Genomic DNA, 24114 nt, shown 5'->3' with positions numbered 1-24114 from the left:
GATCCGGTCAGAGGGCGGGGGCCATCGCCCGCGTCGCCCGGAGGTCGTCGGCCACGCGCCGCATCACCTGCAGCTGGCGGTCGAAGCCCGCGCGCGCCGGCTGGGTCTGCACCATGAGCGCGGTCGCCCAGGGTCGCGCCGGGTCACGGTGCCACCGGTCGATCATCCCGGCGGCGCCGTCCCGGTCGTCGGAGACGATGCGCGACACCAGCACCCGCGGCTCGACGGTCCGCGCCCAGTAGTGGGCGAGGTCGTCGGCCACCGTCGAGCCCGGGACGTCGGCGGGTCGGCCGGACATCACCCCGATCCCGCGGGCGGCCGCGGCGTCGACCCCGGCCCGCGAGCCGGTCGCCCACCAGAGCCGACGGTGCCAGCCGAGGTCGCCCGGCACGATCTCCGGGCTCTGGGCGAGCCCCAGCAGCTCGTCGACGACCGCCGTGCAGTCGGAGTGCCGACGCTCGTGGTCGCGCCCGAAGCGGGTCGCGGCCGCTGCGTCCGCGCCCGCGCCGATCCCGAGCTCGAGCCGCCCGCCCGAGAGCGCGTCGAGGGTGGCGGCGTCCTCGGCCAGTCGGACCGGGTTCTCCAGCGGCGCGGCGATCACGGCCGTGCCCAGCCGGATCGTCGAGGTCCGCTCGGCGATCGCCGCCAGCAGCACCAGCGGAGACGGGAGCAGGCCGTCGAGGGCGCCGGCGTGGTGCTGGGCGACCCAGAAGGTCTCGTAGCCCAGTTCCTCGGCGGCGACGGCGAGGTCGACGGTGCGGCGGAAGACGTCGGCAGGTCGATCGTCCCCGGCGACGTGGGTGAGGTACCCGAACGGGACGTAGGTCTGCACACGCTCACCCGACCACGCGCCGATGATCCGCTGACGCGGGGTAGTCAACACGACGCCGACCGACGGCGGGTCTCCGGGGCCGCCGGAGATCCCGTGGCGGGAAAGCGACGCATGTCGGCGGTTCGCCACCTCACCGTCGTCGTCCGACCCGCGTCACACTCGCCTCGAGACCATCGAGGAGACGGGGCCGTCCATGGGTGACCGGGAGCCGCAGTGTCGGATCGAGGCGGCCGACGCCGCCGTGGAGGCGCTCGACCGGCTGCGGGCCGAGCACGGCGACGTGCTGCTGCACCTGCCCGGGGGCGCCGAGGACGCCGGCACCCCGACCTGCCTGCCGGTGGGCGAACTGCGGATCGGGGCCGGGGACGTCTTCCTCGGCAGCGTGCACGGCGTCGACGTCTACGAGCAGCGCAGCCTGCCCGGGCGCCACTACCGCACGGGCTGGGTCGTCTCGCTGGACCTCGTCCCCGGGATGTCGCCCGGTTTCTCGCTGCGCCCCGGCGACGGGATGCGGTTCGCGATCCGTGATCGCAAGGAAGAGGCGCCGTCCTGAGCGGAGCCACCGCCCGCGGTGCCCATGGGCGCCGCGGGCGGCTCGGCCCTACTTCTTGATCTGGACCTGGTCGTTCGGCTGGAGGTTGTCGAAGAAGCGCCGGGCGTCGTCGTGACCCAGGTGCACACAGCCTCCGGACGCCCGGCCGAGGTTGCCCTCGTGGAACGCCCGCCCGTGATCGTCGAAGAACACCGACTCCGGCATCGGGGCGCCGTGGTACTCGCTGCTGTGGAAGTTCGCGTCCTTCCACTGCACCGTGAACTGCCCGGTGGGGGTCTCCTGGCCGGGACCGCCGGTGGAGATGTTGACCGGACCGTCGACCGTGTGGCCGTGGCCGTCGGTCAGCCACGCGGTGTGCTTCGAGATCGACACGCAGCCCTTGATCTCCGGGCCGCACGGCGACTTCATGGCAGCCGGTGACTTGTCGGGGGCCGGTGCCTTCGGGGCGACGCCGGGCGCGGGAGCCGCGGGGGCGGGCGCCGGTGCCGGTGCCGCTGCCGCGACGCCGGGAGCCGCCAGGGCTCCGAGCCCGACCGCGGCGACGACCACGCCCGCGGGCGAGGCCGCGGCGGTGGGGGCGCGGGTCCGATGGTGCTTACCCATCAGCGGATCAATCCCTTCTCGTCCTGCGCGGGGCAGGCGCGGGGCGCCGGCCCGCAGCTGCTCGGGGCCGGGGCGAGCCGGTGAGCTCGCCGCGGGTCGGCGGTACTCCAGGTGTGGATCAGGAGGCGCCGGCCTTTCCCGCGCAGTTCGGCCAGGCCTTCCAGCCCTGGTCGGCCTGGATCCGCTTGGCCACCTCGATCTGCTGCTCGCGGCTGGCCTTGTCGGCACTCGGCGCGTAGGCCTGGCCGCCGTATGCCTTCCACGTCGACGGGGTGAACTGCAGCCCGCCCTGGTAGCCGTTGCCGGTCTTCGCATGCCAGTTGCCGGTGCTCTCGCACTGGGCGATGCGGTCCCAGGTCTGGGTCTTCTCGGCCGCCGGGGCGGCCTGGGCGACGCCGGCCAGCGCCAGCGGCGCGGTCACCGCGGCCCCCACGGCGGCGGTCACGGCCAGCCGGGAGCGCGGGCTGGTCGTGCGGGACAGGCTGTGACGTCCACTCATCGTCGGTTCCCCCTCCGGCCCGCCTGCACGTCCGGCCTCGGCCGGGTGTGGTCCTGCCCGCCTGGTTCGAGTGCGGCACGCCCCCAGGGGAGAACCGGGGCAGGACATCGCGGCCGGTTCGGGCGAGGCCGGCACCCCTCACGAGCACGGTGGGTACCAGCGGCCGCGACCGTAACCGGGACGAGACCGCCCTGGTCGCACCCGGGGCCCCGCGAGCCGGAGGCTCCGGCGGGCGGCGTCGCCGCAGCGCACAGGGCCGCGACCGGGTGGTCCGGGCCCCACGTGACGGCCGGGAGGCGCCGATGCCCCGGCCCGCGTCCTGATCGATTACGTCACAGGGCCGGGCGGCGACGGTCCGTTTCCTCCGGAACCTCATCGCGACGGCGGAGACGCGAGGGTCGGCCTCGTAGGGTCCCTCCCCGTGTGGGACGAGGCCCTGGACCGGGCGGGTGCGTGGTCGAGGCACTGGCTGTCGTCGGTGGCCGACCGGCCGGTCGGCGTGCCGATCGACGCGGCCGCGATGCGCGCCGGGATCGACGACCGGCTGCCGACCACGGGTGTGCCCGCGGGGCAGGTGCTCGACGAGCTCGGGGCGGCCCTCGAGCCGGGGCTGGTGGCCAGCGGCGGGCCGCGCTACTTCGGGTTCGTCACCGGCGGCGCGCTCCCCGTCGCGCTCGGCGCGGACTGGATGGTCTCGGCGGCGGACCAGGACGCCGCCACCTTCGTCATGTCCCCGGCCGCCGCGGTCGTCGAGGAGATCGCCGGGCGGTGGGTCCTCGACCTGCTGGGGCTGCCGGACGACGCGGCGGTCGGGTTCGTGACCGGCGCCCAGATGGCGTCGGTGGCCTGCGTGGCGGCGGCCCGGCGGGCGCTGGTCGGCGCGCAGGGCTGGGACGTCGAGCGCGACGGCCTGGCGGGGGCGCCGGTGCCGACGGTGCTGGTCGGCGAGCACGCCCACGCGACGATGATCCAGGCGCTGCGGCTGCTCGGGTTCGGGTCGGCGCGCGCGGTGCGGGTGGCCGTCGACGACCAGGGCCGGATGCGGGCCGACCGGTTCCGGGAGGCGCTGGCCGCGATCGCCGGGCCGGTCCTGGTGTGCGCGCAGGCCGGCCAGGTCAACACCGGCGTGAGCGACCCGTTCGATGAGATCGCCGACGCCCTCGAGCAGCGCGAGCACGCCTGGCTGCACGTGGACGGCGCCTTCGGGCTCTGGGCCGCCGCGGCGCCGACCCGACGGGCCCTCGTCGCGGGCGTCGAGCGGGCCGACTCCTGGGCGGTCGACGCGCACAAGTGGCTCAACGTGCCCTACGACGCCGCGATGGCGATCGTGCGCGACCGCGGCGCGCTGACCGGCGCCCTGACCACCTCGGCCGCCTACCTGCCGCTCGGCGACCTGGACCCGGCCACCCGCACCCCGGAGAACTCCCGCCGGGCCCGGGCCGTCCCGGTCTACGCCGCGTTGCGCGCCCTCGGCCGCGAGGGCGTCGCCGAGCTCGTCGAACGCTGCTGCGCCCTGGCCCGGCAGGCCGCCGACGAGCTCGCCGGCCAGGGTCTGGACATCCTCAACGACGTCGTCCTCAACCAGGTCCTGGTCCGCCCGGACGGCGTCGACGTCGCCGGGATCGCCGCCGCGGTGCAGCGTGACGGGACGTGCTGGATCGGCACCACCGTCTGGGAGGACCGGCCCGCGCTGCGGTTCTCGGTCTCGAACTGGTCGACGACGCCCGCCGACGTCACCCGCGCCACGACGCGCATCGGCGAGCTCGTGGACGCGCTCAGCTCTCCCGCGTCGCCAGGTGCACCGTGACCTCGTCCCCCGCGGTCTTGCCGAGGGCGCGCAGCACGGCTCCCGTGATCGGGAGCTTGTGCGTGCCGTCGCCGAGCGCCATGAACGACGTCGTCAGCGGGCGGCCGTCGACCGAGCCCGTGATCCTGACGCGGCCGCGGGTGCCGAAGAACTCGGCCGAGCCGGGCATGACGACGTAGGTCCACCCGCCCGGCGCCGTGCTGCGCTGCACGACGGCCGAGAAGGTGTGGTCGAGGGAATGCGGTGCCGCGGTCATCGGATCCTCCCGGAGGTTGGTCTCCGGGAGTGTCGTCGCGGACGGTCAGGATTCGACAGCGGTCACCGGGATCGGCGACCGCTGCCCGCCCCCGCTCGCGCGGACGACGCGCCCGACGACGACCCGGACCGGCCACCACCGGTGCCGGAACCGCCAGCGCGGCCACCCCGGCCACCGCGACGGCGCGGGCGACCGGAACCGTTGCCGGACCCCGAGCCGGAGCCCTGGTTCGGCCGGGACTCGGGCCGCGACTGCGACTGCGAACGGGTCTGCGTCGTCGCCGCCCGCTCCTCGGCCGACACCCGCGGGGCGGCCTCGCCGACCAGGTCGGTGATCACGTGGGCGCCCGGCCCGACGTCGGCGGAGCGCGGCTTGATGCCGGCCTTGCGGGTCAGCTTCGCGACCTCGTCGCGCTGCTCCGGCGGGACGAGCGTGACGACGTCGCCGGCCGCCCCGGCGCGCGCGGTGCGCCCGGAGCGGTGCAGGTAGGCCTTGTGCTCGGCGGGCGGGTCGACGTGCACGACGAGGGCGACGTCGTCGACGTGGATGCCGCGGGCGGCGATGTCGGTCGCGACGAGGACCCGCACGTCGCCGTCGCGGAAGAGGCCGAGGTTGCGGTCCCGGGCGCCCTGGCTGAGGTTGCCGTGCAGCTCGGCGGCGGGGATGCCCGCCGAGGTCAGCTGCCGCGAGAGCCGCCGGGCGGCGTGCTTGGTACGGGTGAAGAACATGGTGCGCCCGCGGCCGCCCGCGAGCTCCTGGACGACGGCGGTCCGGTCGTCCTTGCGCACGGTGAACACGTGGTGGGTCATGTCCGGCACCGGCTCGCTCGCGCGGTCGACGCTGTGGGTGACCGGCTCGTGCAGGAACTCCTTGACCACCCGGTCGACCTCGCTGTCGAGCGTGGCCGAGAAGAGCAGGCGCTGGGTGCCCGACGGCGTGCGGCGCAGCAGCCGCCGGACCGCGGGCAGGAACCCGAGGTCGGACATGTGGTCGGCCTCGTCGAGCACGGTCACCTCGACGCGGTTGAGGTCGACGAGGCCCTGGCCGATGAGGTCCTCGAGCCGGCCGGGGCAGGCGATGAGCAGGTCGACGCCGCGGCGCAGCGCCTGCTCCTGCGGGCGCTGGCCCACGCCGCCGTAGACGACGGTCTGCTCGAGGCCGAGTGCGGTGGTGAGCGGGGCGAGGGCGTCGCGGACCTGGCCGGCGAGCTCGCGGGTCGGGAGCAGCACCAGCGCGCGCGGGCGTGAAGGCCGCGTCGGGGCGTCGCAGCGGGCCAGGCGCGCCAGGACCGGCAGCCCGAACGCGAGGGTCTTGCCGCTGCCGGTGCGTCCGCGGCCGAGCACGTCACGGCCCGCGAGGGCGTCGGGGACCGCGGCGGACTGGATCGGCGTCGGCTCGGTGATGCCGTGGCCCGCGAGGACCTCGGCGACCGAGGGCGAGATGCCCAGCGCGGTGAACGGCAGGGGAGCGTCAGAGATGAGGAGTCACCTGAATCCGGAGAAGGCCGTCCGGTGGGCTCTCGAACCGCGTCCCGGACGGGGGTACGCCGGGGCGGTGGCCCGACGTCGTTGCTCACCCAGTGTGGCAGAGGCAGTGGCACACGCCGCGGTCCGCTGGGGAAGATCACAGCCCCGAGCAGGGCGAGGATCCTCACCTGCACCCGGCCTCTACGTGTCGCAACCACTTACCGCCCCCCGAACGGCGGTGCGAATCTGGGGATTCTCCGCTGGTACCACCACTCGACGGCGCGCCCGTTGAACCTGCTGGGGGAACACGTGACGACTTCTGCTGCGCCCGAGGACACCACGGTCCATATCCTCTGGATGAACGCCGGACTTTCCTGCGACGGCGACTCGGTCGCCCTGACGGCCGCCACCCAGCCCTCGATCGAGGAGATCGCCCTCGGCGCGCTCCCCGGACTACCCACCGTGGCGGTGCACTGGCCACTGATCGACTTCGAGTCCGGGCCCGACAAGGGCGCCGACACCTTCATCGACTGGTTCTTCAAGGCGGAGCGCGGCGAGCTCGACGGGCCGTTCGTGCTGGTCGTCGAGGGCTCCGTCCCGAACGAGTCGATCAAGCGGGAGGGCTACTGGTCCGGGTTCGGCAACGACCCGCAGACCGGCCAGCCCCGGACCACCAGCGAGTGGATCGACCGGCTCGCCCCGAAGGCGGCCATCGTGCTCGCCGTCGGCACCTGCGCGACCTACGGCGGCATCCACGCGATGGCGGGCAACCCGACCGGTGCGATGGGCGTCGCCGACTACCTCGGATGGGACTGGAAGTCGGTCCTCGGCATCCCGATCGTCAACGTCCCCGGCTGTCCGATCCACCCGGACAACCTCTCCGAGACGATCCTCTACCTGCTCTACCAGGCCGTCGGTGCCGCGCCGATGATCCCGCTCGACGAAGCGCTGCGGCCGACCTGGCTGTTCGGCTCGACGGTGCACGAGGGCTGCGACCGCGGCGGCTACTACGAGCAAGGCCAGTTCGCGACCGAGTACGGGCAGCCCGAGTGCATCGTCAAGCTCGGCTGCTGGGGCCCCGTCGTGAAGTGCAACGTGCCCAAGCGCGGCTGGATCAACGGCGTCGGCGGCTGCCCGAACGTCGGCGGGATCTGCATCGGCTGCACCATGCCCGGCTTCCCGGACAAGTTCATGCCCTTCATGGACCCGCCGCCCGGCAGCCGGGTCTCCGGCGCCGCGAGCGGTGCCTACGGCGGGGTGATCCGGACGCTGCGCAACATCACGAAGAAGACCGTCGACGCCGAACCGCGCTGGCGGCACAAGGGGCGAAAGCTCGACACCGGTTATCAGCCCGTCGCGTTCTGAGAGGTCGAATCCGATGACCGCCACCGCACCGAAGGCCTCGACCGGACAGAAGACCGACCTCGTCGAGATGGCCTGGGATCCGATCACCCGGATCGTCGGCAGCCTCGGCATCTACACGAAGATCGATTTCGGGGCGAAGCGCGTCGCGGAATGCCACTCGACGTCGTCGATCTTCCGGGGCTACTCCATCTTCATGAAGGGCAAGGACCCGCGGGACGCGCACTTCATCACCAGTCGCATCTGTGGAATCTGCGGCGACAACCACGCGACCTGCTCGGTCTACAACCAGAACATGGCCTACGGGGTGCGTCCGCCGCACCTCGGGGAATGGATCATCAACCTCGGCGAGGCCGCCGAGTACATGTTCGACCACAACATCTACCAGGAGAACCTGGTCGGGGTGGACTTCTGCGAGAAGATGATCTCGGAGACGAATCCCGGGGTGCTCGAGCTCGCGAACCGGACCGAGGCGAGGGGCGCCGCCGAGCACGGCTACCGCACCGTCGGCGACATCATGCGGGCGCTCAACCCGTTCACCGGCGAGTTCTACCGCGAGGCGCTGCAGGTCTCCCGCTACACGCGCGAGATGTTCTGCCTGATGGAGGGCCGCCACGTCCACCCGTCGACGCTCTACCCGGGCGGGGTCGGGACGACGGCGACCATCCAGCTCTTCACCGACTACCTGTCCCGGCTGATGCGCTACGTGGAGTTCATGAAGCGGGTCGTGCCGATGCACGACGACCTCTTCGACTTCATGTACGAGGCGCTGCCCGGCTACGAGGAGGTCGGACGACGGCGGGTGCTGCTGGGCTGCTGGGGCTCGCTGAACGACCCGGAGCACTGCGACTTCGACTACCGCACGATGACCAACTGGGGACGGAAGATGTTCGTCACCCCGGGCGTCGTCGTCGACGGGAAGCTCGTCACCACCGACCTCGTCGAGATCAACCTCGGCATCCGGATCCTGCTGGGCAGTTCGTTCTACCGGGGCTGGGAGGACCAGGAGAAGTTCGTCAACGTCGATCCGCTCGGCCACCCGGTCTCGCAGGACCACCCCTGGAACCAGCACACGATCCCGGCACCGCAGAAGCGCGACTTCGACGACAAGTACTCGTGGACGATGTCGCCGCGCTGGTTCGACGGGAAGGACCACCTGCCGCTGGACACCGGCGGCGGCCCGATCGCCCGGCTGTGGGCGACGGCGCTCGCGGGGCTCGTGGACATCGGGACCGTGAAGTCCACCGGGCACAGCGTGGAGATACACCTCCCGCGCACCGCGCTGCGGCCGGCCCGCGACTTCACCTGGACCCCGCCCACCGACAAGAGCGGGGCGCCGCTGTCCAACGCCATCGAGCGCGATCGCGCCCGCACGTACTTCCAGGCCTACGCGGCGGCCGCCGCGCTGCACTTCGTCGAGAAGGCGATGGCCGAGGTACGCGGCGGGAACACGAAGACCTGGGAGAGCTTCGTGGTGCCCGACGACTCCGTGAGCTGCGGGTTCACCGAGGCGGTGCGCGGGGTGCTCTCGCACCACATGGTGATCCGCGACGGGAAGATCGCGAACTACCACCCGTACCCGCCGACGCCGTGGAACGGCAGTGTCCGCGACAAGTTCGGCACGCCCGGCCCCTACGAGGACGCGGTCCAGAACACCCCGATCTTCGAGGAGAACAGCCCGGACAACTTCAAGGGCATCGACATCATGCGGGCGGTCCGCAGCTTCGACCCGTGCCTGCCCTGCGGCGTGCACATGTACCTGGGCAACGGGAGACAACTGCACAAGGAGACCTCGCCGACGCAGCTGAACCTCCCGTGACGCGCGTGACGCGCGCTTCGGACGCCCCCGATCCGCAGCAGCTCGCCCGGGCGATCGAGGAGATCCTCGGCGAGCTCGCGGCGGCGGGTGAGGGGCCGGCGCGGGCGGGTGAGGAGCTCGTGCGCGTGCTCATGCAGTTCTACGGCGCCGGGCTGGAGGCGGCCGTCTCGGTGGTGCGCGTCGCGGGGGGCGACGACCTCGTTCACCGGCTCGGCGCCGACCCGCTCGTGTCGGCGCTGCTCGCGCTGCACGACCTGCACCCGGTGGACCTGCCGACGCGCGTCGGGCACGCGCTGGACACCGCCCGCCGTCGGCTGGGCAGCCACGGGACGGGCATCGCGCTCGAGCGGCTCGAGCTCGACACCGGCGCCGTCCACGTGCGGCTCGGCAGCGGGTGCGGCGGCGGCGAGACGGTGCGCGACGTCGTCCGCACCGCGGTGGGCGAGCTGGCCCCGGAGATCGCGGTCGTCGAGTTCACGACGGAGCCCGCGGGCCCGGCGTTCGTGCAGATCGGGATGCGGCCACCCGAGCTCGCGGCGGGGTCGTGACGGCGGGGGGTGTCGCCGGGCTGCGGCGGTTCCTGGCGGCCCGGGCGACCGAACCGGTCCCCGAGCGCTGCGACCTGTGCGCGGCCGAGATCCCCTCCGAGCACGCCCATCTGGTGCGGCCCGGGGAGCGCTCGCTGCGCTGCGCGTGCCGGCCCTGCGCCCTGCTGTTCAGCGAGGAAAGGGTCGGCGTCGACGGCGGCTTCGTCGCCGGCTACCGGACGGTGCCCGACCGGCACCGTCGCGACCCCGACTTCACCCTCACCGACGCCGCCTGGGACGCGCTGCAGATCCCCGTCTCCACCGCCTTCTTCCTGGTCGACTCCACCCGCCACGGTGTCCTCGCCTGCTACCCCAGCCCGGCCGGCGCCACCGAGAGCGAGCTGGACCTCGAGCACTTCGACGAGGGTGTGGGCGCCACCCGGCTCGCGGCGATGCTCGAGCCGGACGTCGAGGCACTGCTGGTGCGGCGGCCCAGGGACGGCGTGTCCGAGTGCTTCCTCGTCCCGATCGACGCCTGCTACCGCCTGGTCGGACTCGTGCGCACCACGTGGAAGGGGTTCGACGGCGGGTCCGCGGCCTGGGCGGCGATCGACGGCTTCTTCGACGACGTGCGCGCGCGGGCCCGAGATCTGGAGCCGGCCCCATGACGCTGCCGTTCCCCCGCTCCGCGCCCGGTCCGGCGCTGCACTTCGCCGTGGAGTCCGCCGATCACGACCCTCACGCCGTGGGCCCCACGCTGCGGCTGCGCACCCGGGTCGCCGACACCACCGGCACGACGGTGCACGCGATCGCGCTCCGGGCGCAGGTCCGGATCGAGCCGCGGAAGCGCCGCTACTCCGAGTCCGAGCAGCACCGGCTCGTGGAGCTGTTCGGCGAGCCCGCCGACTGGGCGCGCTCCTGTCAGCCCATGCAGCTGGCGACGGTGTCGACGCTGGTCGGAGCGTTCACAGAGGAGACGGCGGTCGACATCGAGGTGCCGCTGACCGCCGACGTCGAGATCGCCTCGACCCGCTACTTCCGGGGCCTCGACGACGGCGAGGTGCCGCTGCTCGTGCTGTTCAGCGGCACGGTGTTCTACCGGTCGACGCAGGGGGTGCAGGTCGGGCTCGTGCCGTGGCACGAGGAGGCGACCTACCGCCTCCCGGTCGCGCTGTGGCGGGACATGATGGCCGCCCACTACGCGGGCACCGCCTGGCTCTCGCTGCCCGAGCACACGATGGCCCGGCTCACCGCGTGGCGGGCCGCGCGGGCGCTGCCGAGCTGGGAGCAGACGATCGACGAGCTGCTCGGTCGCGCCGGGGAGCCGTCGTGATCGCCGCCGACCTGGACGACGTCGCCGGGGTGGCCGACGCGATCCTGTTCGAGGGCTACCTGCTCTACCCCTACCGGGCCTCGGCGCAGAAGAACGCGCTGCGCTGGCAGTTCGGGGTGCTCGTCCCGGCCGGGTCCGGGGCGGGGGAGCCCGCGCGCAGCCGGACGGAATGCCTCGTCGAGCCCCGGCGCGGAGCGCGTCTCGCGCTGCGGCTGCGGTTCCTGCACCGGCAGCGGCGCACCGTCCTCGACGTCACCGGTACCCCGTGCGAGCAGCTGGACGTCGACGGCGAGCCCCACCTGCGCTGGGACGAGGGAGTCCCGCGTCAGATCGACGCCGAGGTCGGGCTGGACGAGCTGCGCGAGGCACCGGCCGTCATCGCCGTCGGGATCCCGGCGGGCCGGGTGCGCGAGCCCATCCGCGACGCCGGCGGGGTCCGGCGCGGGACCTACGTGCGGGTCACGGAGGCCCTGTCCGGCCGGGTGATCGTCGGCCTCGAGCCGGTGCCGGGTCCGTACGGCGCGATGCGGCTGCGCCTCGACGTCGTGAACGACGCCGAGAGCCGACCCGGCGACCGCGACCGGGCCCTCGACCGTGCGTTCATCGCCGCCCACACGGTGCTCGCGCTCGACGACGGCGCCTTCATCTCCGCCACCGACCCGCCCGAATGGGCCGCGCCCGCCGTCGGGGCCTGCGTCAACGAGCACAGCTGGCCGGTGCTGGCCGGGCCGGAGGGCTGCACGTCGTTGCTGCTCGCGACGCCGATCATCCTGGCCGACCACCCGCAGCTCGCCCCGGAGAGCCCGACCGATCTGTTCGACGGCACCGAGAACGACGAGATCCTCACCCTGCGCACGGCCGCCCTGACCGACGCCGAGAAGCGCGAGGCCCGGGCCACCGACCCCCGCGCCGCGGACCTCCTCGACGCGGTCGAGGCGATGGGCCCCGCGATGGTCGAGCGGCTGCACGGGGTGATCCGGCCGGACGGTCGGGCCCCGGACGAGATCCCGACCCTGACCACGGACCAGCCCTGGTGGGACCCGGGCGCCGACGCCGCCGTCGACCCGTCGTCGGACGCGGTGCTCGTCGGGGACGTGGCGGTCCGCGCGGGCAGCGCCGTCGTGCTGTGGCCCCGCTCCGGCGGCGACGCCCAGGACCTCTTCCTGCGCGGGCGGACCGGGGTCGTCCAGGCGGTGCTGCACGACGTCGACGGCCTGGTGCACGTCGCCGTCGCGCTGGACGACGACCCGGCCGACCTGCAGACCGCCCACGGCCGGTTCCGGTACTTCGCGCCCGACGAGCTGGCGGTGGCGCCATGAGGATCCTGGTGGCGGGCGTCGGCAACGTGCTGTGTTCCGACGACGGGTTCGGCTCCGAGGTCGCCGCGCGGTTGCTCGCCCGGCCGGACGACGTGCCCGCCGGCGTCGAGGTCGTCGACGTCGGCATCCGCGGCCTGCACCTGGCCTACCGCCTGCTCGACGGCTACGACGTGCTGCTGATCGTCGACACCACCCACCGGGACTCGGCCCCGGGTGCGCTGTACCTGCTCGAGCACGACCTGGGCGGCGTGGGCGGTTCCGATCTCGACCCCCACGGCATGTCCCCGGACGCCGTCCTCGCGCTGCTGGACGGGCTAGCGCGCGACACAAGTGCCGGGACGGGAGCCCGCGACGTCGTCGGGCGGGTGCTGGTCCTCGGGTGCGAGCCGGCGGAGCTGGGGCCGGGGATGGGGCTCAGCCCGCCGGTGCACGCGGCCGTCGACGAGGCGGTCGCCGCGGTCGGGCGGGTGCTCGACCGGTTGCTCGCCGGGCAGGACTTCGCAGCCAGGAAGAAGGAAGGGGTTCCGCAATGATCAAGCTGTTGGCGCTGGCGGCGCTCGTCGGAGTGGGCTGGGTGGCCTACGACTCGCGCGAGGACATCCGCCGCTACCTGCGCATCCGGGCGATGTAGCCGATGCACGAGTTCGGGGTGGCGGCCGCGGTGCTCGACGCCGTCGAGGCAAGGGCCGACGGCCGGGCCGTCAGTGCCGTTCGGCTGCACGTGGGCGCGCTGCAGCGCCTCGACCGCGAGGTCTTCGACGGCGCGTTCGCGATGATCGCCGAGGGTGGGATCGCGGACGGGGCGACGGTCGATGTGGTCGAGGTCGCCGTCGAGGTGCGCTGCCGCGGGTGCTCGTCGACGACGACGGGCGACGAGCTGATCGTCACCTGCGTCGGGTGCGACGGCCACGACCTCGAGCTGCTCGCCGGCGACGACCTCGTCCTCGAGTCGATCACGATCTCCGGAACCCGGACCGCCCAGGAGGTGGGCTAGATGTGCCTCGGTATCCCTGGTGAGCTCGTCGAACTGCCCGACGACGAGACCGACCTCGCGCTGGTGACCGTTAGCGGCGTCCGTCGGAAGGTCAACATCGGGCTGCTCCGTGACGAGGAGGAGCTCGTCGTCGGCGACTGGATCCTCATCCACGTCGGCTTCGCTCTCGCGAAGATCGACGAACAGGAGGCGGCCGCCGCGCTGCGGGTGCTCCACGAGCTCGGCCCGGCCTACGACCAGGAATTGCAGGACTTCGCGACGACGGACGTGGGGTGACGGGCATGCGCTTCGTCGACGAGTTCCGCGACCCCGAGACCGCGCGGCACCTGGCGCGGGAGATCGCCGGGCTGTGCGAGCCGGGGCGGCGCTACGCGTTCATGGAGGTGTGCGGCGGGCACACGCACACGATCTACAAGCACGGGCTCGAGGACCACCTGCCCGAGAACGTCCGCCTGGTGCACGGCCCGGGCTGTCCGGTGTGCGTGCTGCCGATGGGTCGGGTGGACGACGCCATCGCGATCGCCGAGCACGACGACGTGATCATGACGGCGTTCGGCGACATGATGCGGGTGCCCGGCGGCAACGGCTCGTTCTTCGACGCGAAGGCGGCCGGCGCGGACATCCGGATGGTGTACTCGCCGCTCGACGCGCTGAAGATCGCGAGGACGAACCCCGACAAGCGGGTCGTGTTCATGGCGATCGGCTTCGAGACCACCGCCCCGTCGACCGCGATGACGGTGCTGCGGGCACAGGCCGAGGGGCTCGAGAACTTCGCGGTGTTCGCCAACCACGTCACGATCATCCCGGCGATCAAGGCGATCCTGGACTCGCCCGATCTGCGCCTGGACGGGTTCCTCGGACCGGGTCACGTGTCCACCGTGATCGGGTGCCGGCCGTACGAGTTCATCGCCCGGGATCACCGGAAACCGCTGGTCACGGCTGGGTTCGAGCCGCTGGACATCCTCCAGTCGGTGCACTGGCTGATGCGCCAGCTCGCCGAGGGTCGCTGCGAGGTGGAGAACCAGTACAGCCGCGTCGTGCCCTGGAACGGCAACCGCCGCGCCCTCGAGGTGATCGGCCGGGTGATGGAGCTGCGGCCGTGGTTCGAGTGGCGGGGGCTCGGGTTCATCTCGCACTCGGCGATGGCGCTGCGCCCCGAGTTCGCGGCCTTCGACGCGGAACGGATCTACGACGTGCCCGGGGTGCGGGTGGCCGACCCGAAGGCGTGCCAGTGCGGAGAGGTGCTCAAGGGCGTGCTCGAGCCCTGGGAGTGCAAGGTCTTCGGCACCGCGTGCACGCCGGAGACCCCGATCGGCACCTGCATGGTGTCGTCCGAGGGGGCCTGCGCGGCGTACTACAACTTCGGGCGGTTCAGCCGGTCGCGGGTGCGTGAGGCGACGTTGCTCGCGGACCCGGTGGTGCGGCGATGACGGATGTCGGGCGGGCCTCCTGGGCCGAGGACGCCGTCGCCGCCCATGCCGGCGCCGAGCACCTGCGCACCGAGGAGCAGGTCCTCGAGCGCATCGAGCGGGCCCGACGACGTCGTCCGCGGGTCCGCGAGGAGCGGATCACCCTGGCGCACGGTGCGGGCGGCAAGGCGAGCGGCACGCTGATCGACGCGGTCTTCGTCGACGCGTTCCGCAACCCGGAGCTGGAGCGGCTCGGCGACGCGGCCGTCGTCGGGGTCGGGGACGCCCGGCTCGCGTTCACCACCGACTCCTACGTCGTGTCGCCGCTGTTCTTCCCCGGCGGCAACATCGGCGATCTGGCCGTCAACGGCACGGTCAACGATCTCGCCGTCTCCGGTGCCCGCCCGCAGCACCTCTCGGCCGGGTTCGTGCTGGAGGAGGGCTTCCCGGTCGCTGACCTGCGCCGCATCGTCGACACGATGGCCGCGGCCGCCGCGGCGGCGGGGGTGCAGATCGTCACGGGCGACACCAAGGTCGTCCAGCGCGGCAAGGCCGACGGCTGCTTCATCACGACGGCGGGTGTCGGCCTGCTCGACCGGACCGTCGTCCTCGACGCGGGTGCCGCCCGGCCCGGCGACGTCGTGATCGTCTCCGGCCCGATCGGCGACCACGGCGTGACCGTGATGCTCGCCCGCGGCGACCTCGACGTGGAGTCCGACCTCGTCTCCGACACCGCGCCGCTCCACTCGCTGTGCGCGGAGATCCTCGATGTCGGCGGTGACGGGGTCCGGGTGATGCGCGATGCCACGCGCGGCGGGGTGGCGACGATCCTCAACGAGATCGCCGGCGCGTCGGGGGCCGCCGTCGTCGTGGACGAGGCGGCGGTTCCGGTGCGCGCGGAGGTGATGGGCGCGGCCGAACTGCTGGGCATCGACCCGCTGTACGTGGCGTGCGAGGGGCGGCTGGTGGCGGTCGTCGCGCCGGACCGGGCCGATGCGGTGCTGGCGGCAATGACAAGGGTTCCGTCGGGCGCCGGGGCCGCCGTCATCGGGCGGGTGGCCGATGATCCACCCGGGCTCGTCCTGCTCCGGACGGCCTTCGGGGGGACGCGCATCGTCGACCTGCTCGTGGGGGATCCGCTGCCCCGGATCTGTTAGGCGTGCAGCGCGGGCCCCGCCAGCTCCAGGCTGCGAGCGCGGAGGGTTCGGCGGACCTCGGCGTCGTAGGCCTGATCGTCTACCGGGGCGGGCCGGAGCCGGTCGAAGAACTGGCCGGTGGTGCCCTCCAGCGCCGGGTCGACCGCGAGGCGGCGGGTGGCCTCGACCCCGGACTCGAGGGAGTCGACGGTGCGCCCGATCTCGTTGACGACAATCTTGGTCGGCATGTACGTGCCCGGGTGCAGCGCGGTGGCCGTGAGCTCGTCGGCGCCGAACCGTTCCCCGAGGTCGAAGCAGTGCATGATCTGCGCGAGCTTGCTCTGGGCGTAGGCGCGGGTGCCGGAGTAGTGGTGCTCGAGTTGGAGGTCGTCGAGGTCGAGCGGGTGCTGGCCGAGCGAGGCGACGTGGACGACGCGCGCCGCCCGCTCCGGGGTCGTCGAGCGGCGCAGCAGGCCGAGCAGGTTCTCGGTGAGCACGAAGGTGGCCAGGTAGTTCACCGCGAACCGCAGCTCGATGCCGTCGCGGCTGGTGCGGCGCTCGCGGCCGTCGGGCTCGCCGGAGCCGATGCCGGCGTTGTTGACCAGGACGTCGAGGGTGTCGACCCGCTCGGTGATCGTGTCGGCCAGTCCGGCGACCTGGGCGAGGTCGGCCAGGTCGGCGGTGACGGTGACCGGTGGCGTGGCGCCGGCGGTGCTCGTCACCTCGGCGGCGACCTGCTCGAGCTTGTCCGCATCCCGTCCGTGCAGGACGAGCCGGACGTCGTGGTCGGCGGCGAGTCGCAGCGCCAGGGCGCGGCCGAGCCCGTCGGTGGCGCCGGTGATCGCGATGGTGGTCGTCATGGGACCGAGCATGGGCTAGAAGTCCGGGTCGGCGTCGTAGCGGCTCGGTGGCTCGCTCGCCTGCTCCCGGATCCGGCGGGCGATGTCGTCGGCGGTCCTCCGGGCCGCGTCGGTGAGGAAGCCGGCGCGGTTGCGTCGCGGGACCAGGGCCGGGGCTCGGTGGCGCGCTGGAACGGGACGAGGGCTGCGGCGGGCAGGCTGAACCCACCGCCGTCCCGCGGGTGCGGATCCACGAGCGGCTCCTCGGTCGGGGCTCGACGGTATGTCGCGCGCCCTGCGGGCTGATCCACTCGAACCGGCCCGGGGCCGGTTGGGTCACGCTCCAGCCCAGGCCGGGGTCGTGCTTGAGCCGGTGGTGGAAGCGGCACGGCGCGCCGAGGTTCGGCCCGACGGTGATTCCTCCGTACAGCCAGTCGAGGGTGTGGTCGAGGTCGGCGCCGATCGCGGGGCGGGAGCAGCCGGGGAACCGGCAGCAGCGGTCCCGGGCGCGGACGTGACGGTCCAGGGCAGCTCCCGGGTGTCGGCGGCGCGCGTCGGCGAGGGTGTGGGCCGGGTGGTCCTCGGGCGGCCGGGCGCGGGCCGCGGCGAGGGCGGTACGGGCCCGGCGCACGAGGTCGGCCTCGAGCCCGACGTGGTCGGCGGGATCGAGCGCGTCGATCGTCGCCGCGGTGGCGATCAGCTCCACGACCTGTCGCCGATGCAGCCCGCCGTTGGCCTGGTGATCAGGTCTTCGGATGGCGAGGACCTGGTCGAAGGTGCCGTCGGGGTCGTAGAGGATCACCCGCCACATCGCGTCCTGGCGATGCCGGGCGATCTGGCGGGCGGTGCGGGTGCCGACCGCGCCCCAGCCGGGGATCTCACCCGAACGCCGGTCGCGGCCGAGCAACGTGGTGAGCCCCAGACGAACCGCGACTCCCGCTCGGAAGGCCAACGGCTCAGTGCCTGAGTTCTCGCCGCCGTCCGGGGCGGCCTCGTCGTCCGGCACCTCGTCGCCGAGTCCGTCGGGGCCGACGTAGCTCCCGGCCCCGCCGCAGCTCGGGGCGACCCCGGCAGGGCCGGCGTCGTCATTCGGTTCGTCGTCGGGGGCCGGGCCGTGGCCGCTGTCCGGGCTGTGGTCGTCCGAACCGGCTGGGCTCGGTCCGTCGTCATGGAGCCCGTCATCCGGCCCGTCATCGTCATCCGGCCCGTCATCGGGGCCCGGACCGCTCGGGCCGTCATCAGGTTGATCGTCGGGCGGCCAGGGCGCGAGCTCGTCGGTCAGGGTCTCGACGACAGTGGCGTCGTCGGCGCCGAGCAGATCGTGCTGCAGCAGCCGCACGAACACGTGCGACTGCACCAGGCCCTGCGCCAGGTCCCGACCCCGCGCCGCGGCTGCGACCCGCACGGCGTCGGCCACCGCGACCACGTGGCCGTGCGCCTCGAGAGCCGGATCGACCGGGAGATCGAGCCCGGAGAGCTCGGCGGCGCCGGACGGGCCGATGCGGGCGAGGACCCGAGCGCGGGCTTCGGCGGCGGCCCGGCGGGCCTCGTCCCAGGCGGGGTCGACATCGGCGGCGGTCTTCTCGGTGAGCGTCGCGAGGGCGCGGTGGGGCAGCTCGGCCGCTCGTCCCAGCACCCGGGCCACGACCAGCCGGGCCTGGGCATCGTCGAGGTCCCGCACCGTGGAGACGAGGACCGAGGCCTTGCTCTCCTCGAGCCATCCCTCGCACATGGCCTCGCCGATCATCGGCAGGCGTTCGAGGATCTGGTGGGCGAGGTCGTACCGCGCCGCGGCCATCGCGCTCGACCACCCGAACGCCGCCGCGGCGGCCTGCGCGGCGCGCGGATCGGCCCGCCGCTCCAGCGTGCCCGTCCGCGATCGGCAGGCCGAGAGCAGCCAGCGGTGGCGCTGCCAGTCGGCATGGTTGTCGGCCCGGAAGGACGCGATCATGCCGGCGTGCGCCGCCTCGCCCGGAAGGGAGTCCGGGTCGGCGGCCAGGTCGGGCGGGTCGCCCGGCCCGAGCGCGCCGGACACGATCGCTGTCATGACTCGAACACTAGGTCGAGGGTCTGACACTCACGCCCATATCGGACAGATCGCCGACTGGTCCATCTCAGTGATCCTCAGGACTCCGGCACCAGACCGAGCTGGCTGAGGAAGGCCATGTTGTCCCAGACCATCCGGTGCTCCACGATCCTGCCGTTCTCCGCGCGGGCGACCTCGACGGCGGCGACCTCGACGGACCGGTGCGTCGCGGGCAGTTGACTGCCGTCGGGCATGGCCAGGGGCCCGGTGTTGACGCCCTGCACGGTGAACTCCCCGAAGTACAGGTCGCCGTTCTCGCGGTACCGCCCGACCGACACCCCGCCGGAGGGGAAGGCGTCGTACAGGGACTGCACGTACGGCCGGATGTTCTGGAGCCCTTCGAAGCGGCCGTCCGGCGTGGTCAGCACGGTCTCGGGCCCGTAGTACGAGCAGAAACCGTCGACGTCGCCCTTGTTGTAGAGGGCGGTGCCCTTCTCGATGTCGTCCCGGATCGTCATGATCTCAGGCCTCCGCCCGCACTTCGTAGGTTCGGATGCTTTCGATCTGGACGGGCCCGTCGGGCGGCGTCGCATGCCTCGCGGCCATCTGGTCGGCGTGCTCCCGGGTGTCGAAGAGGACCATCGCGTGGCCGGTCCCCTCGCCGGAGAACCACGTTCCGCGGATGAATCCGGGGGTGGCCTTGGTAGTGGGAACGACCATCGTGGCGAGGTCGTCCATGGCCTCCTGGGAGCGGCTCTGATCGATTCGTACGGTGACGAGAACTGCGTACATGATTGCTCCTCACGGGATCGTGTGGCGCCTCCTCGGGCGATTTCGATTACCCAGAGTCCCACGATGTCTGATCGACATCAGCGGCGTCACTCGAATGGTCGGGACGAGAAGCACTGAGTAGAAGAGAAAATCATTCGCTCACGAAGCGACGTGCGATCTCCACCTGTTCCGTCAACCGCGACGAGATGACCAGCGGAATCGAGATCCATTGCTGCATCACGCGTTTCCCCATCCGCGTGACCGTGCCCTCGCCGGCGGCCACCAGCTCGGCGGCGTCCGGCAGCTTCACCGCCACCCGGTCCCCGTTCCGGAACACGAACGGGTGCCCGTCGGCGAGGAGGGTGTCGCGGCCGAACATCATCCGGCGCGTCACCCCGGGAACACCCATCGCCGCCGCGGCCACCGACTCGAACACGTCGTCGCTCATGACGCCCGCAGCGCGTCCCGGACCAGCTCGCCGAGCACCTGGTACACGGTCGTCTGCGCCTCCTGGATGCGGTGCACCGACGACGACGGCATCACGAACAGGTGGTCGACCGTGCCCGGCTCGGCCATCCGCCCGCCGTCGCCGCCGGCCAGCCCGACGGTGATCATCCCGATCCGCCGGGCCGCCGCCAGGCCGGCCAGCACGTTCGCCGATCCGCCGCTGGTCGACAGCCCGAACGCGATGTCCCCGGGTCGGCCGGAGGCAGCGAGCTGCCGCGCGAACACGACCTCGAACGACACGTCGTTGGACAGCGCCGTCAGCACGGCGACGTCCGCGGTCAGGGCGACGGCGGGTAGTCCGGTGCCGGACCGGTCCGGGGTCATGAACCACGCCGCGACCGCCTGCGCGTCGGTGCTGCTCCCGCCGTTGCCGAACGAGAACAGGCGCCCGCCCGCCGCGAACGCCGCCGTCATCGCCCGCGCGCAGGCAGCGATCTCCTCGGCCTGTTCGCCCGCCACCCGCAGCCGCAACCGGTCGATCTCGGCGACCTTCGCCCGCGTCGACGACGCGACCTCGGTGAGCACCCGGTCGGCGGCCGACGGATCGCCGGGCGAGGAGTAGAGGAACGGGTAGAGCGACTCGAGTCCCCCGCTCATGCCGCGCTCCCCGGCAGCGACTCCGGGTTCTCCAGGAACACGTGCACCAGCTCCCAGAGGACGTGGTAGATCGTCACGTGGACCTCCTTCACCACCGCGCGATCCGAGGTGTGCACGACGAGGAGGTGGTCCACGTCGGGTGTCGCGGCCAGCAGGCCGCCGTCGCCCCCGGTCAGCGCGACCGTGAGCAGGCCCCGCGCATGGGCGACGCCGAGCGCGTGCGCCACGTTCGCGCACCCGCCGTCGGGCGAGAGGCCGAGCGCGATGTCGCCCGGCCGGGCCAGCGACCGCAGCGGCGCGGCGAACGTCTCGCCCGGTCCGCCCGCGGCGAGCGCGGCGGTCAGCGTCGCCGGGTCGTTCACCAGGGACACCGCGGGCAGCGCGCGCTTCCCGACGATCACCGGGTGCACGAACTCGACGGCGAGGTGGGCGGCGTCGGCCGCGGCCGCACCGTTGCCGAACGTCAGGAGCCGGCCGCCCGCATGGAACCGCCCCGCCATCGCCCGGCAGGCGGCCGCGACCGCGTCGGCGTCCTCGGCGAGCATCGCCGTGGCCGCGCGGCGGCGGTCGAAGGCGGCGACGACGTCCGTGGCGGCGATCCCGGGCGCGCTCATGACGACCCCGCGACGTCACGAGCGGCGGCCACCGCCACCTGGCCCAGGCTGATCCCGCCGTCGTTGCACGGCACCCGGCTCGGCACGAGCACCTCCATCCCGGCCGCCTCGAGCCCGGCGCGGACCCGCTCGAGGAGCACCTCGTTGACGAACACCCCGCCGGAGAGCGCGGCCGTCCGGACCCCGTGCTCGCCGGCGGCGGCGACCACCGCCCGCACCGTCGCGTCCGCGAGCCCGCGGTGGAACCGCGCGGCGATCCGACCGATGTCGACCCCCGCGTGCAGGTCCTCGGCGGCGGCCCGCACCAGGTCGGCGCCGGACAGCACTCCGCCCGACACCTCCACCGGGTACGCACCGCGTTCCGCGACGTCCACCCGCTGCTCCAGCTCGATCGCCGCCTGGCCCTCGTAGGTGACCGTGTCGCGGACGCCGAGCAGCGCGGCCACGGCGTCGAAGAGCCGCCCGACGCTGGACGTGGCCGGCGACCCGGTCCCACTCCGCACCAGCGATGCCACCGCGTCCCACCGCCGAGCGTGCCGCTCCCGCACGGCCAGATCCGGGATATCCGGCAGGTACGCGACGACCATCCGCCACGGTTCCCGCACCGCCGCCGCGCCGCCGGGGAGAGGCACGGGCGCCAGGTGCCCGATCCGCTCGAACCCCGCGAGATCGGCCAGCAACAGCTCCCCGCCCCAGATCGTGCCGTCGGTGCCGAGCCCGGTGCCGTCGAACGCGACGCCGAGCACCGGCCCGTCATCGGGAGTCCGGCCGTGCTCGGCCAGGCACGACGCGACGTGCGCGTGGTGGTGCTGCACGCCGACCAGCTCGACGTCGTCACGCTCCTCCGCCCACCCCAGAGCCGCCTTCGTCGAGAGGTACTCGGGGTGCAGGTCGTGCGCGAGGACGGCGGGCTCGACGGCGAAGAGCCGCGCGAGGTGACCCGTCATGTGCCGGAACGAGCGCAGCGCCTCGGGGTTGGTGAGGTCGCCGAGGTGCGGCGAGAGGAACGCGCGACGGCCCCGGGCGAGGCAGACGGTGCTCTTCACCTCGGCGCCGAGCCCGAGGACCGGCCGCTCCACCGGGAAGCCGAGCGGCACCGGTTCCGGCGCGTACCCCCGCGCGCGGCGGACCGGGAGTTCGGCACCGCGGTGCAGGCGCACGACGGAGTCCTCGGTGCGGACGTGGATCGGGCGGTCGTGGGTGAGGAAGCCGTCCACGAGCGGGCCGAGCCGGGCGAGCGCGTCGGCGTCGTCGGTCGCGATCGGCTCGTCGGAGAGGTTGCCGCTGGTCAGGACGAAGGGTTCGCCGAGCTCGGCGGCGAGCAGGTGGTGCAGCGGGGTGTAGGGGAGCATCACGCCGAGGTCGCGGTTCCCGGGTGCGACGGCGGCCGCCACGGGAGCCCCGGGCCGGCGGCGCAGCAGCGTGATCGGGCGGCGCCTCGACCCCAGGACGGCCGCCGCGGCGTCATCCACGACGACCAGCCGCCGCGCCGCCTCGAGCCCGGCCGCCATGACCGCGAACGCCTTCTCCTCGCGGTGCTTACCCGCCCGCAGCCGCGCGACCGCGGCCTCGTCGTCGGCGCGGGCCGCCAGGTGGTAGCCGCCGAGGCCCTTCACCGCGAGCACCGCACCGTCACCCAGCAGGACCGCCGCCCGGCACAGCGCGGCGTCACCGCCCAGGCCGCCGAGGCGCAGCGTCGGGCCGCATGCCGGACAGCAGGTCGGCTGCGCGTGGAAGCGGCGGTCGGCCGGGTCGTGGTACTCGGCCGCGCACGCCGCGCACATCGCGAAGCCGGCCATCGTCGTCGTCGCGCGGTCGTAGGGGACGTCGCGGACGATCGTGAACCGCGGGCCGCAGTGGGTGCAGTTGACGAACGGGTAGCGGTACCGGCGGTCGGCGGGGTCGGCCAGCTCGGCGAGGCAGTCGTCGCAGGGGGCGGTGTCGCTGGAGACCAGCGCGTCGCGGTGCCCGGTCACGGCGCTCTCGCCGATGACGAACGCGCGCTCCCCCCGCGGGGTGAGCGCCGCCGTCGTCACGGACTCGATGACCGCGAGCGCGGGCGGGCGGCGTCGCAGGGCGTCGAGGAACGCGTCGACGCCGTCGGCGCGCCCCTCGATCTCGGCGACGACGCCGGTGTCGTCGTTCCCGACGAATCCGCCGAGCCCGTGGGCGGTGGCGAGCGCGTGCACGAACGGCCGGAACCCGACCCCCTGCACGATCCCGGTGACCCGGACCTGCAGCCGGCGGGCGTCGGCGGCCGTCACGGGGAGATCCGCGACGCCGGGCCGAGGCTCGCGATCGCCTCCTTCGCGTGCACGAGGACCACGTCCCCGACCGCCGCGTCGACCAGCGCGACCGAGACCTCCTCGACGCCGCGCCCGGTGTCGACCCGGGCGATCCCGTCGTCGTCGACCGCGAGCACCGTCACCGGGACCGCCTCGTCCGAGCAGGTCACGCAGACCTCGCCGTCGCAGTGGCCGGGGGTGGTCACGAGCCGACCTCCCGGCGCTCGGCGCCCTCGCCGACGACCGAGGAGGCCAGCGCCGCCTCCCCGCAGCGGGTGAGGAAGACGTGGACGAGGTGGTGGGTCACCTCGAGGAGCTCGATCTGGTGGCGCAGGCAGTCGGTCCCCGCCGTCGTCAGGGAGTAGGTGCGCCGGGCGGGACCGGAGCCGGAGGTGGACCACGTCGAGCGGACCAGACCTTCGCGCTCGAAGGCCCGCAGGGTGCGGTAGACCCCGCCGGCGTCGAGGTCGTCGATGAAGGCGGAGTGGAGGCGCTCGACGAGGTCGTACCCGTGGGCCGGGCGTTCCCGCAGGAGGAGCAGCAGACAGGGCCTCATGAAG

30 protein-coding genes are annotated in these 24114 nt (G+C 73.5%); 16 read left to right on the top strand and 14 right to left on the bottom strand.

The annotated features are described in order from the left end of the window. Nucleotides 1–7 precede the first annotated feature (7 nt). A complete protein-coding gene (locus tag LQ327_RS05530) occupies nucleotides 8–832 on the bottom strand; it encodes an LLM class flavin-dependent oxidoreductase (RefSeq protein ID WP_230730513.1) in 825 nt (274 codons plus the stop codon). Nucleotides 833–1025: 193 nt separating this feature from the next. On the opposite strand from LQ327_RS05530, the gene LQ327_RS05525 reads away from it, so the two are divergent. Beyond that, a complete protein-coding gene (locus LQ327_RS05525; RefSeq protein ID WP_230730512.1) occupies nucleotides 1026–1385 on the top strand; it encodes a DUF779 domain-containing protein in 360 nt (119 codons plus the stop codon). A 48-nt stretch (nucleotides 1386–1433) separates the two neighbouring features. On the opposite strand, the gene LQ327_RS05520 is transcribed toward LQ327_RS05525, so the two are convergent. Together LQ327_RS05520 and LQ327_RS05515 are read right to left on the bottom strand one after the other, a co-directional pair. Then, a complete protein-coding gene (locus LQ327_RS05520) occupies nucleotides 1434–1988 on the bottom strand; it encodes a L,D-transpeptidase (protein ID WP_230730511.1) in 555 nt (184 codons plus the stop codon). Nucleotides 1989–2106: 118 nt separating this feature from the next. Then, nucleotides 2107–2487, bottom strand: coding sequence for a transglycosylase family protein (locus LQ327_RS05515; RefSeq protein ID WP_308286252.1), 381 nt, complete (start codon nucleotides 2485–2487; stop codon nucleotides 2107–2109). Between the two features lie 421 nt (nucleotides 2488–2908). Here LQ327_RS05515 and LQ327_RS05510 point away from each other — a divergent pair, with 421 nt between their 5' ends. Further along, nucleotides 2909–4294, top strand: a complete 1386-nt coding sequence (locus tag LQ327_RS05510) for a pyridoxal phosphate-dependent decarboxylase family protein (protein WP_230730510.1) — start codon at nucleotides 2909–2911, stop codon at nucleotides 4292–4294. On the opposite strand, the gene LQ327_RS05505 is transcribed toward LQ327_RS05510, so the two are convergent. Continuing rightward, entirely contained in the window at nucleotides 4263–4550 is a 288-nt protein-coding gene (locus tag LQ327_RS05505) for a DUF1905 domain-containing protein (protein ID WP_230730509.1), read from the bottom strand. The genes LQ327_RS05510 and LQ327_RS05505 overlap by 32 nt on opposite strands. 62 nt (nucleotides 4551–4612) lie before the next feature. After that, nucleotides 4613–5893 (bottom strand): DEAD/DEAH box helicase, encoded by a 1281-nt coding sequence (locus LQ327_RS05500; protein WP_230730508.1) that lies wholly within the window; start codon nucleotides 5891–5893, stop codon nucleotides 4613–4615. Nucleotides 5894–6373: 480 nt separating this feature from the next. Here LQ327_RS05500 and LQ327_RS05495 point away from each other — a divergent pair, with 480 nt between their 5' ends. From LQ327_RS05495 to hypE, 12 genes are all read left to right on the top strand, one after another. Continuing rightward, nucleotides 6374–7381 (top strand): NADH-quinone oxidoreductase subunit B family protein, encoded by a 1008-nt coding sequence (locus LQ327_RS05495; RefSeq protein ID WP_230730507.1) that lies wholly within the window; start codon nucleotides 6374–6376, stop codon nucleotides 7379–7381. 13 nt (nucleotides 7382–7394) lie between these two features. After that, nucleotides 7395–9197: a nickel-dependent hydrogenase large subunit gene (locus LQ327_RS05490; RefSeq protein ID WP_230730506.1), complete on the top strand. Its 1803-nt coding sequence runs from the start codon at nucleotides 7395–7397 to the stop codon at nucleotides 9195–9197. A 5-nt stretch (nucleotides 9198–9202) separates the two neighbouring features. Next, nucleotides 9203–9745 carry a NifU-related iron-sulfur-binding protein gene (locus LQ327_RS05485; RefSeq protein ID WP_230730505.1) on the top strand — a complete coding sequence of 181 codons (543 nt, stop codon included), beginning with the start codon at nucleotides 9203–9205 and terminating at the stop codon, nucleotides 9743–9745. After that, nucleotides 9742–10392: a DUF5947 family protein gene (locus tag LQ327_RS05480; RefSeq protein WP_230730504.1), complete on the top strand. Its 651-nt coding sequence runs from the start codon at nucleotides 9742–9744 to the stop codon at nucleotides 10390–10392. Before LQ327_RS05485 ends, LQ327_RS05480 begins: the two co-directional genes overlap by 4 nt. Next, on the top strand, nucleotides 10389–11057 hold the full coding sequence (locus LQ327_RS05475) for a DUF6084 family protein (RefSeq protein WP_230730503.1): 669 nt from the start codon (nucleotides 10389–10391) through the stop codon (nucleotides 11055–11057). The genes LQ327_RS05480 and LQ327_RS05475 overlap by 4 nt, the downstream gene beginning before the upstream one ends. After that, nucleotides 11054–12376 (top strand): hypothetical protein, encoded by a 1323-nt coding sequence (locus LQ327_RS05470; protein WP_230730502.1) that lies wholly within the window; start codon nucleotides 11054–11056, stop codon nucleotides 12374–12376. Before LQ327_RS05475 ends, LQ327_RS05470 begins: the two co-directional genes overlap by 4 nt. Then, nucleotides 12373–12909, top strand: a complete 537-nt coding sequence (locus LQ327_RS05465; RefSeq protein WP_230730501.1) for a hydrogenase maturation protease — start codon at nucleotides 12373–12375, stop codon at nucleotides 12907–12909. The genes LQ327_RS05470 and LQ327_RS05465 overlap by 4 nt, the downstream gene beginning before the upstream one ends. Next, nucleotides 12906–13007, top strand: a complete 102-nt coding sequence (locus tag LQ327_RS35195; protein WP_372460606.1) for a DUF6893 family small protein — start codon at nucleotides 12906–12908, stop codon at nucleotides 13005–13007. The genes LQ327_RS05465 and LQ327_RS35195 overlap by 4 nt, the downstream gene beginning before the upstream one ends. Nucleotides 13008–13010: 3 nt before the next feature. Further along, entirely contained in the window at nucleotides 13011–13370 is a 360-nt protein-coding gene (locus LQ327_RS05460) for a hydrogenase maturation nickel metallochaperone HypA/HybF (protein WP_230730500.1), read from the top strand. After that, the gene (locus tag LQ327_RS05455) at nucleotides 13371–13646 is read left to right on the top strand and encodes a HypC/HybG/HupF family hydrogenase formation chaperone (protein ID WP_230730499.1); all 276 of its coding nucleotides are present in this window, start codon (nucleotides 13371–13373) and stop codon (nucleotides 13644–13646) included. 5 nt (nucleotides 13647–13651) lie between these two features. Beyond that, nucleotides 13652–14800 (top strand): hydrogenase formation protein HypD, encoded by a 1149-nt coding sequence (gene hypD, locus LQ327_RS05450; protein WP_230730498.1) that lies wholly within the window; start codon nucleotides 13652–13654, stop codon nucleotides 14798–14800. Nucleotides 14801–14862: 62 nt separating this feature from the next. After that, nucleotides 14863–15936 (top strand): hydrogenase expression/formation protein HypE, encoded by a 1074-nt coding sequence (hypE, locus tag LQ327_RS05445; RefSeq protein ID WP_230733067.1) that lies wholly within the window; start codon nucleotides 14863–14865, stop codon nucleotides 15934–15936. Here hypE and LQ327_RS05440 read toward each other — a convergent pair. After that, on the bottom strand, nucleotides 15933–16775 hold the full coding sequence (locus LQ327_RS05440; RefSeq protein WP_230730497.1) for an SDR family NAD(P)-dependent oxidoreductase: 843 nt from the start codon (nucleotides 16773–16775) through the stop codon (nucleotides 15933–15935). The two genes, hypE and LQ327_RS05440, sit on opposite strands and share 4 nt — an antisense overlap. A 340-nt stretch (nucleotides 16776–17115) precedes the next feature. Between LQ327_RS05440 and LQ327_RS05435 the strand changes: the two genes are divergently transcribed. Together LQ327_RS05435 and LQ327_RS05430 are read left to right on the top strand one after the other, a co-directional pair. Continuing rightward, nucleotides 17116–17721 carry a hypothetical protein gene (locus tag LQ327_RS05435; protein WP_230730496.1) on the top strand — a complete coding sequence of 202 codons (606 nt, stop codon included), beginning with the start codon at nucleotides 17116–17118 and terminating at the stop codon, nucleotides 17719–17721. A 201-nt stretch (nucleotides 17722–17922) separates the two neighbouring features. Further along, nucleotides 17923–18828: a hypothetical protein gene (locus LQ327_RS05430; RefSeq protein ID WP_230730495.1), complete on the top strand. Its 906-nt coding sequence runs from the start codon at nucleotides 17923–17925 to the stop codon at nucleotides 18826–18828. A gap of 50 nt (nucleotides 18829–18878) precedes the next feature. Here the strand turns inward: LQ327_RS05430 and LQ327_RS05425 are convergent, their stop codons facing one another. From LQ327_RS05425 to LQ327_RS05390, 8 genes are all read right to left on the bottom strand, one after another. Beyond that, nucleotides 18879–19298, bottom strand: a complete 420-nt coding sequence (locus LQ327_RS05425; RefSeq protein ID WP_230730494.1) for an ester cyclase — start codon at nucleotides 19296–19298, stop codon at nucleotides 18879–18881. A 4-nt stretch (nucleotides 19299–19302) separates the two neighbouring features. Then, the gene (locus tag LQ327_RS05420) at nucleotides 19303–19572 is read right to left on the bottom strand and encodes a hypothetical protein (RefSeq protein ID WP_230730493.1); all 270 of its coding nucleotides are present in this window, start codon (nucleotides 19570–19572) and stop codon (nucleotides 19303–19305) included. 130 nt (nucleotides 19573–19702) lie between these two features. Beyond that, the gene (locus LQ327_RS05415; protein WP_230730492.1) at nucleotides 19703–19999 is read right to left on the bottom strand and encodes a hypothetical protein; all 297 of its coding nucleotides are present in this window, start codon (nucleotides 19997–19999) and stop codon (nucleotides 19703–19705) included. Beyond that, nucleotides 19996–20655, bottom strand: a complete 660-nt coding sequence (locus LQ327_RS05410) for a D-sedoheptulose-7-phosphate isomerase (RefSeq protein ID WP_230730491.1) — start codon at nucleotides 20653–20655, stop codon at nucleotides 19996–19998. Before LQ327_RS05410 ends, LQ327_RS05415 begins: the two co-directional genes overlap by 4 nt. After that, the gene (locus LQ327_RS05405; RefSeq protein ID WP_372460605.1) at nucleotides 20652–21269 is read right to left on the bottom strand and encodes a D-sedoheptulose-7-phosphate isomerase; all 618 of its coding nucleotides are present in this window, start codon (nucleotides 21267–21269) and stop codon (nucleotides 20652–20654) included. The genes LQ327_RS05410 and LQ327_RS05405 overlap by 4 nt, the downstream gene beginning before the upstream one ends. Beyond that, nucleotides 21266–23533, bottom strand: coding sequence for a carbamoyltransferase HypF (hypF, locus tag LQ327_RS05400; protein WP_230730490.1), 2268 nt, complete (start codon nucleotides 23531–23533; stop codon nucleotides 21266–21268). The genes LQ327_RS05405 and hypF overlap by 4 nt, the downstream gene beginning before the upstream one ends. Further along, nucleotides 23530–23760 (bottom strand): HypC/HybG/HupF family hydrogenase formation chaperone, encoded by a 231-nt coding sequence (locus tag LQ327_RS05395; RefSeq protein ID WP_230730489.1) that lies wholly within the window; start codon nucleotides 23758–23760, stop codon nucleotides 23530–23532. The genes hypF and LQ327_RS05395 overlap by 4 nt, the downstream gene beginning before the upstream one ends. Continuing rightward, nucleotides 23757–24110 carry a helix-turn-helix transcriptional regulator gene (locus tag LQ327_RS05390; protein WP_230730488.1) on the bottom strand — a complete coding sequence of 118 codons (354 nt, stop codon included), beginning with the start codon at nucleotides 24108–24110 and terminating at the stop codon, nucleotides 23757–23759. Before LQ327_RS05390 ends, LQ327_RS05395 begins: the two co-directional genes overlap by 4 nt. Nucleotides 24111–24114 lie beyond the last annotated feature (4 nt).

The organism is Actinomycetospora endophytica, assembly GCF_021026375.1.
Lineage (GTDB): Bacteria > Actinomycetota > Actinomycetes > Mycobacteriales > Pseudonocardiaceae > Actinomycetospora > Actinomycetospora endophytica.
Note: the sequence above shows the minus strand (reverse complement) of the source record. Positions and strands in the feature narration are given on the sequence as shown.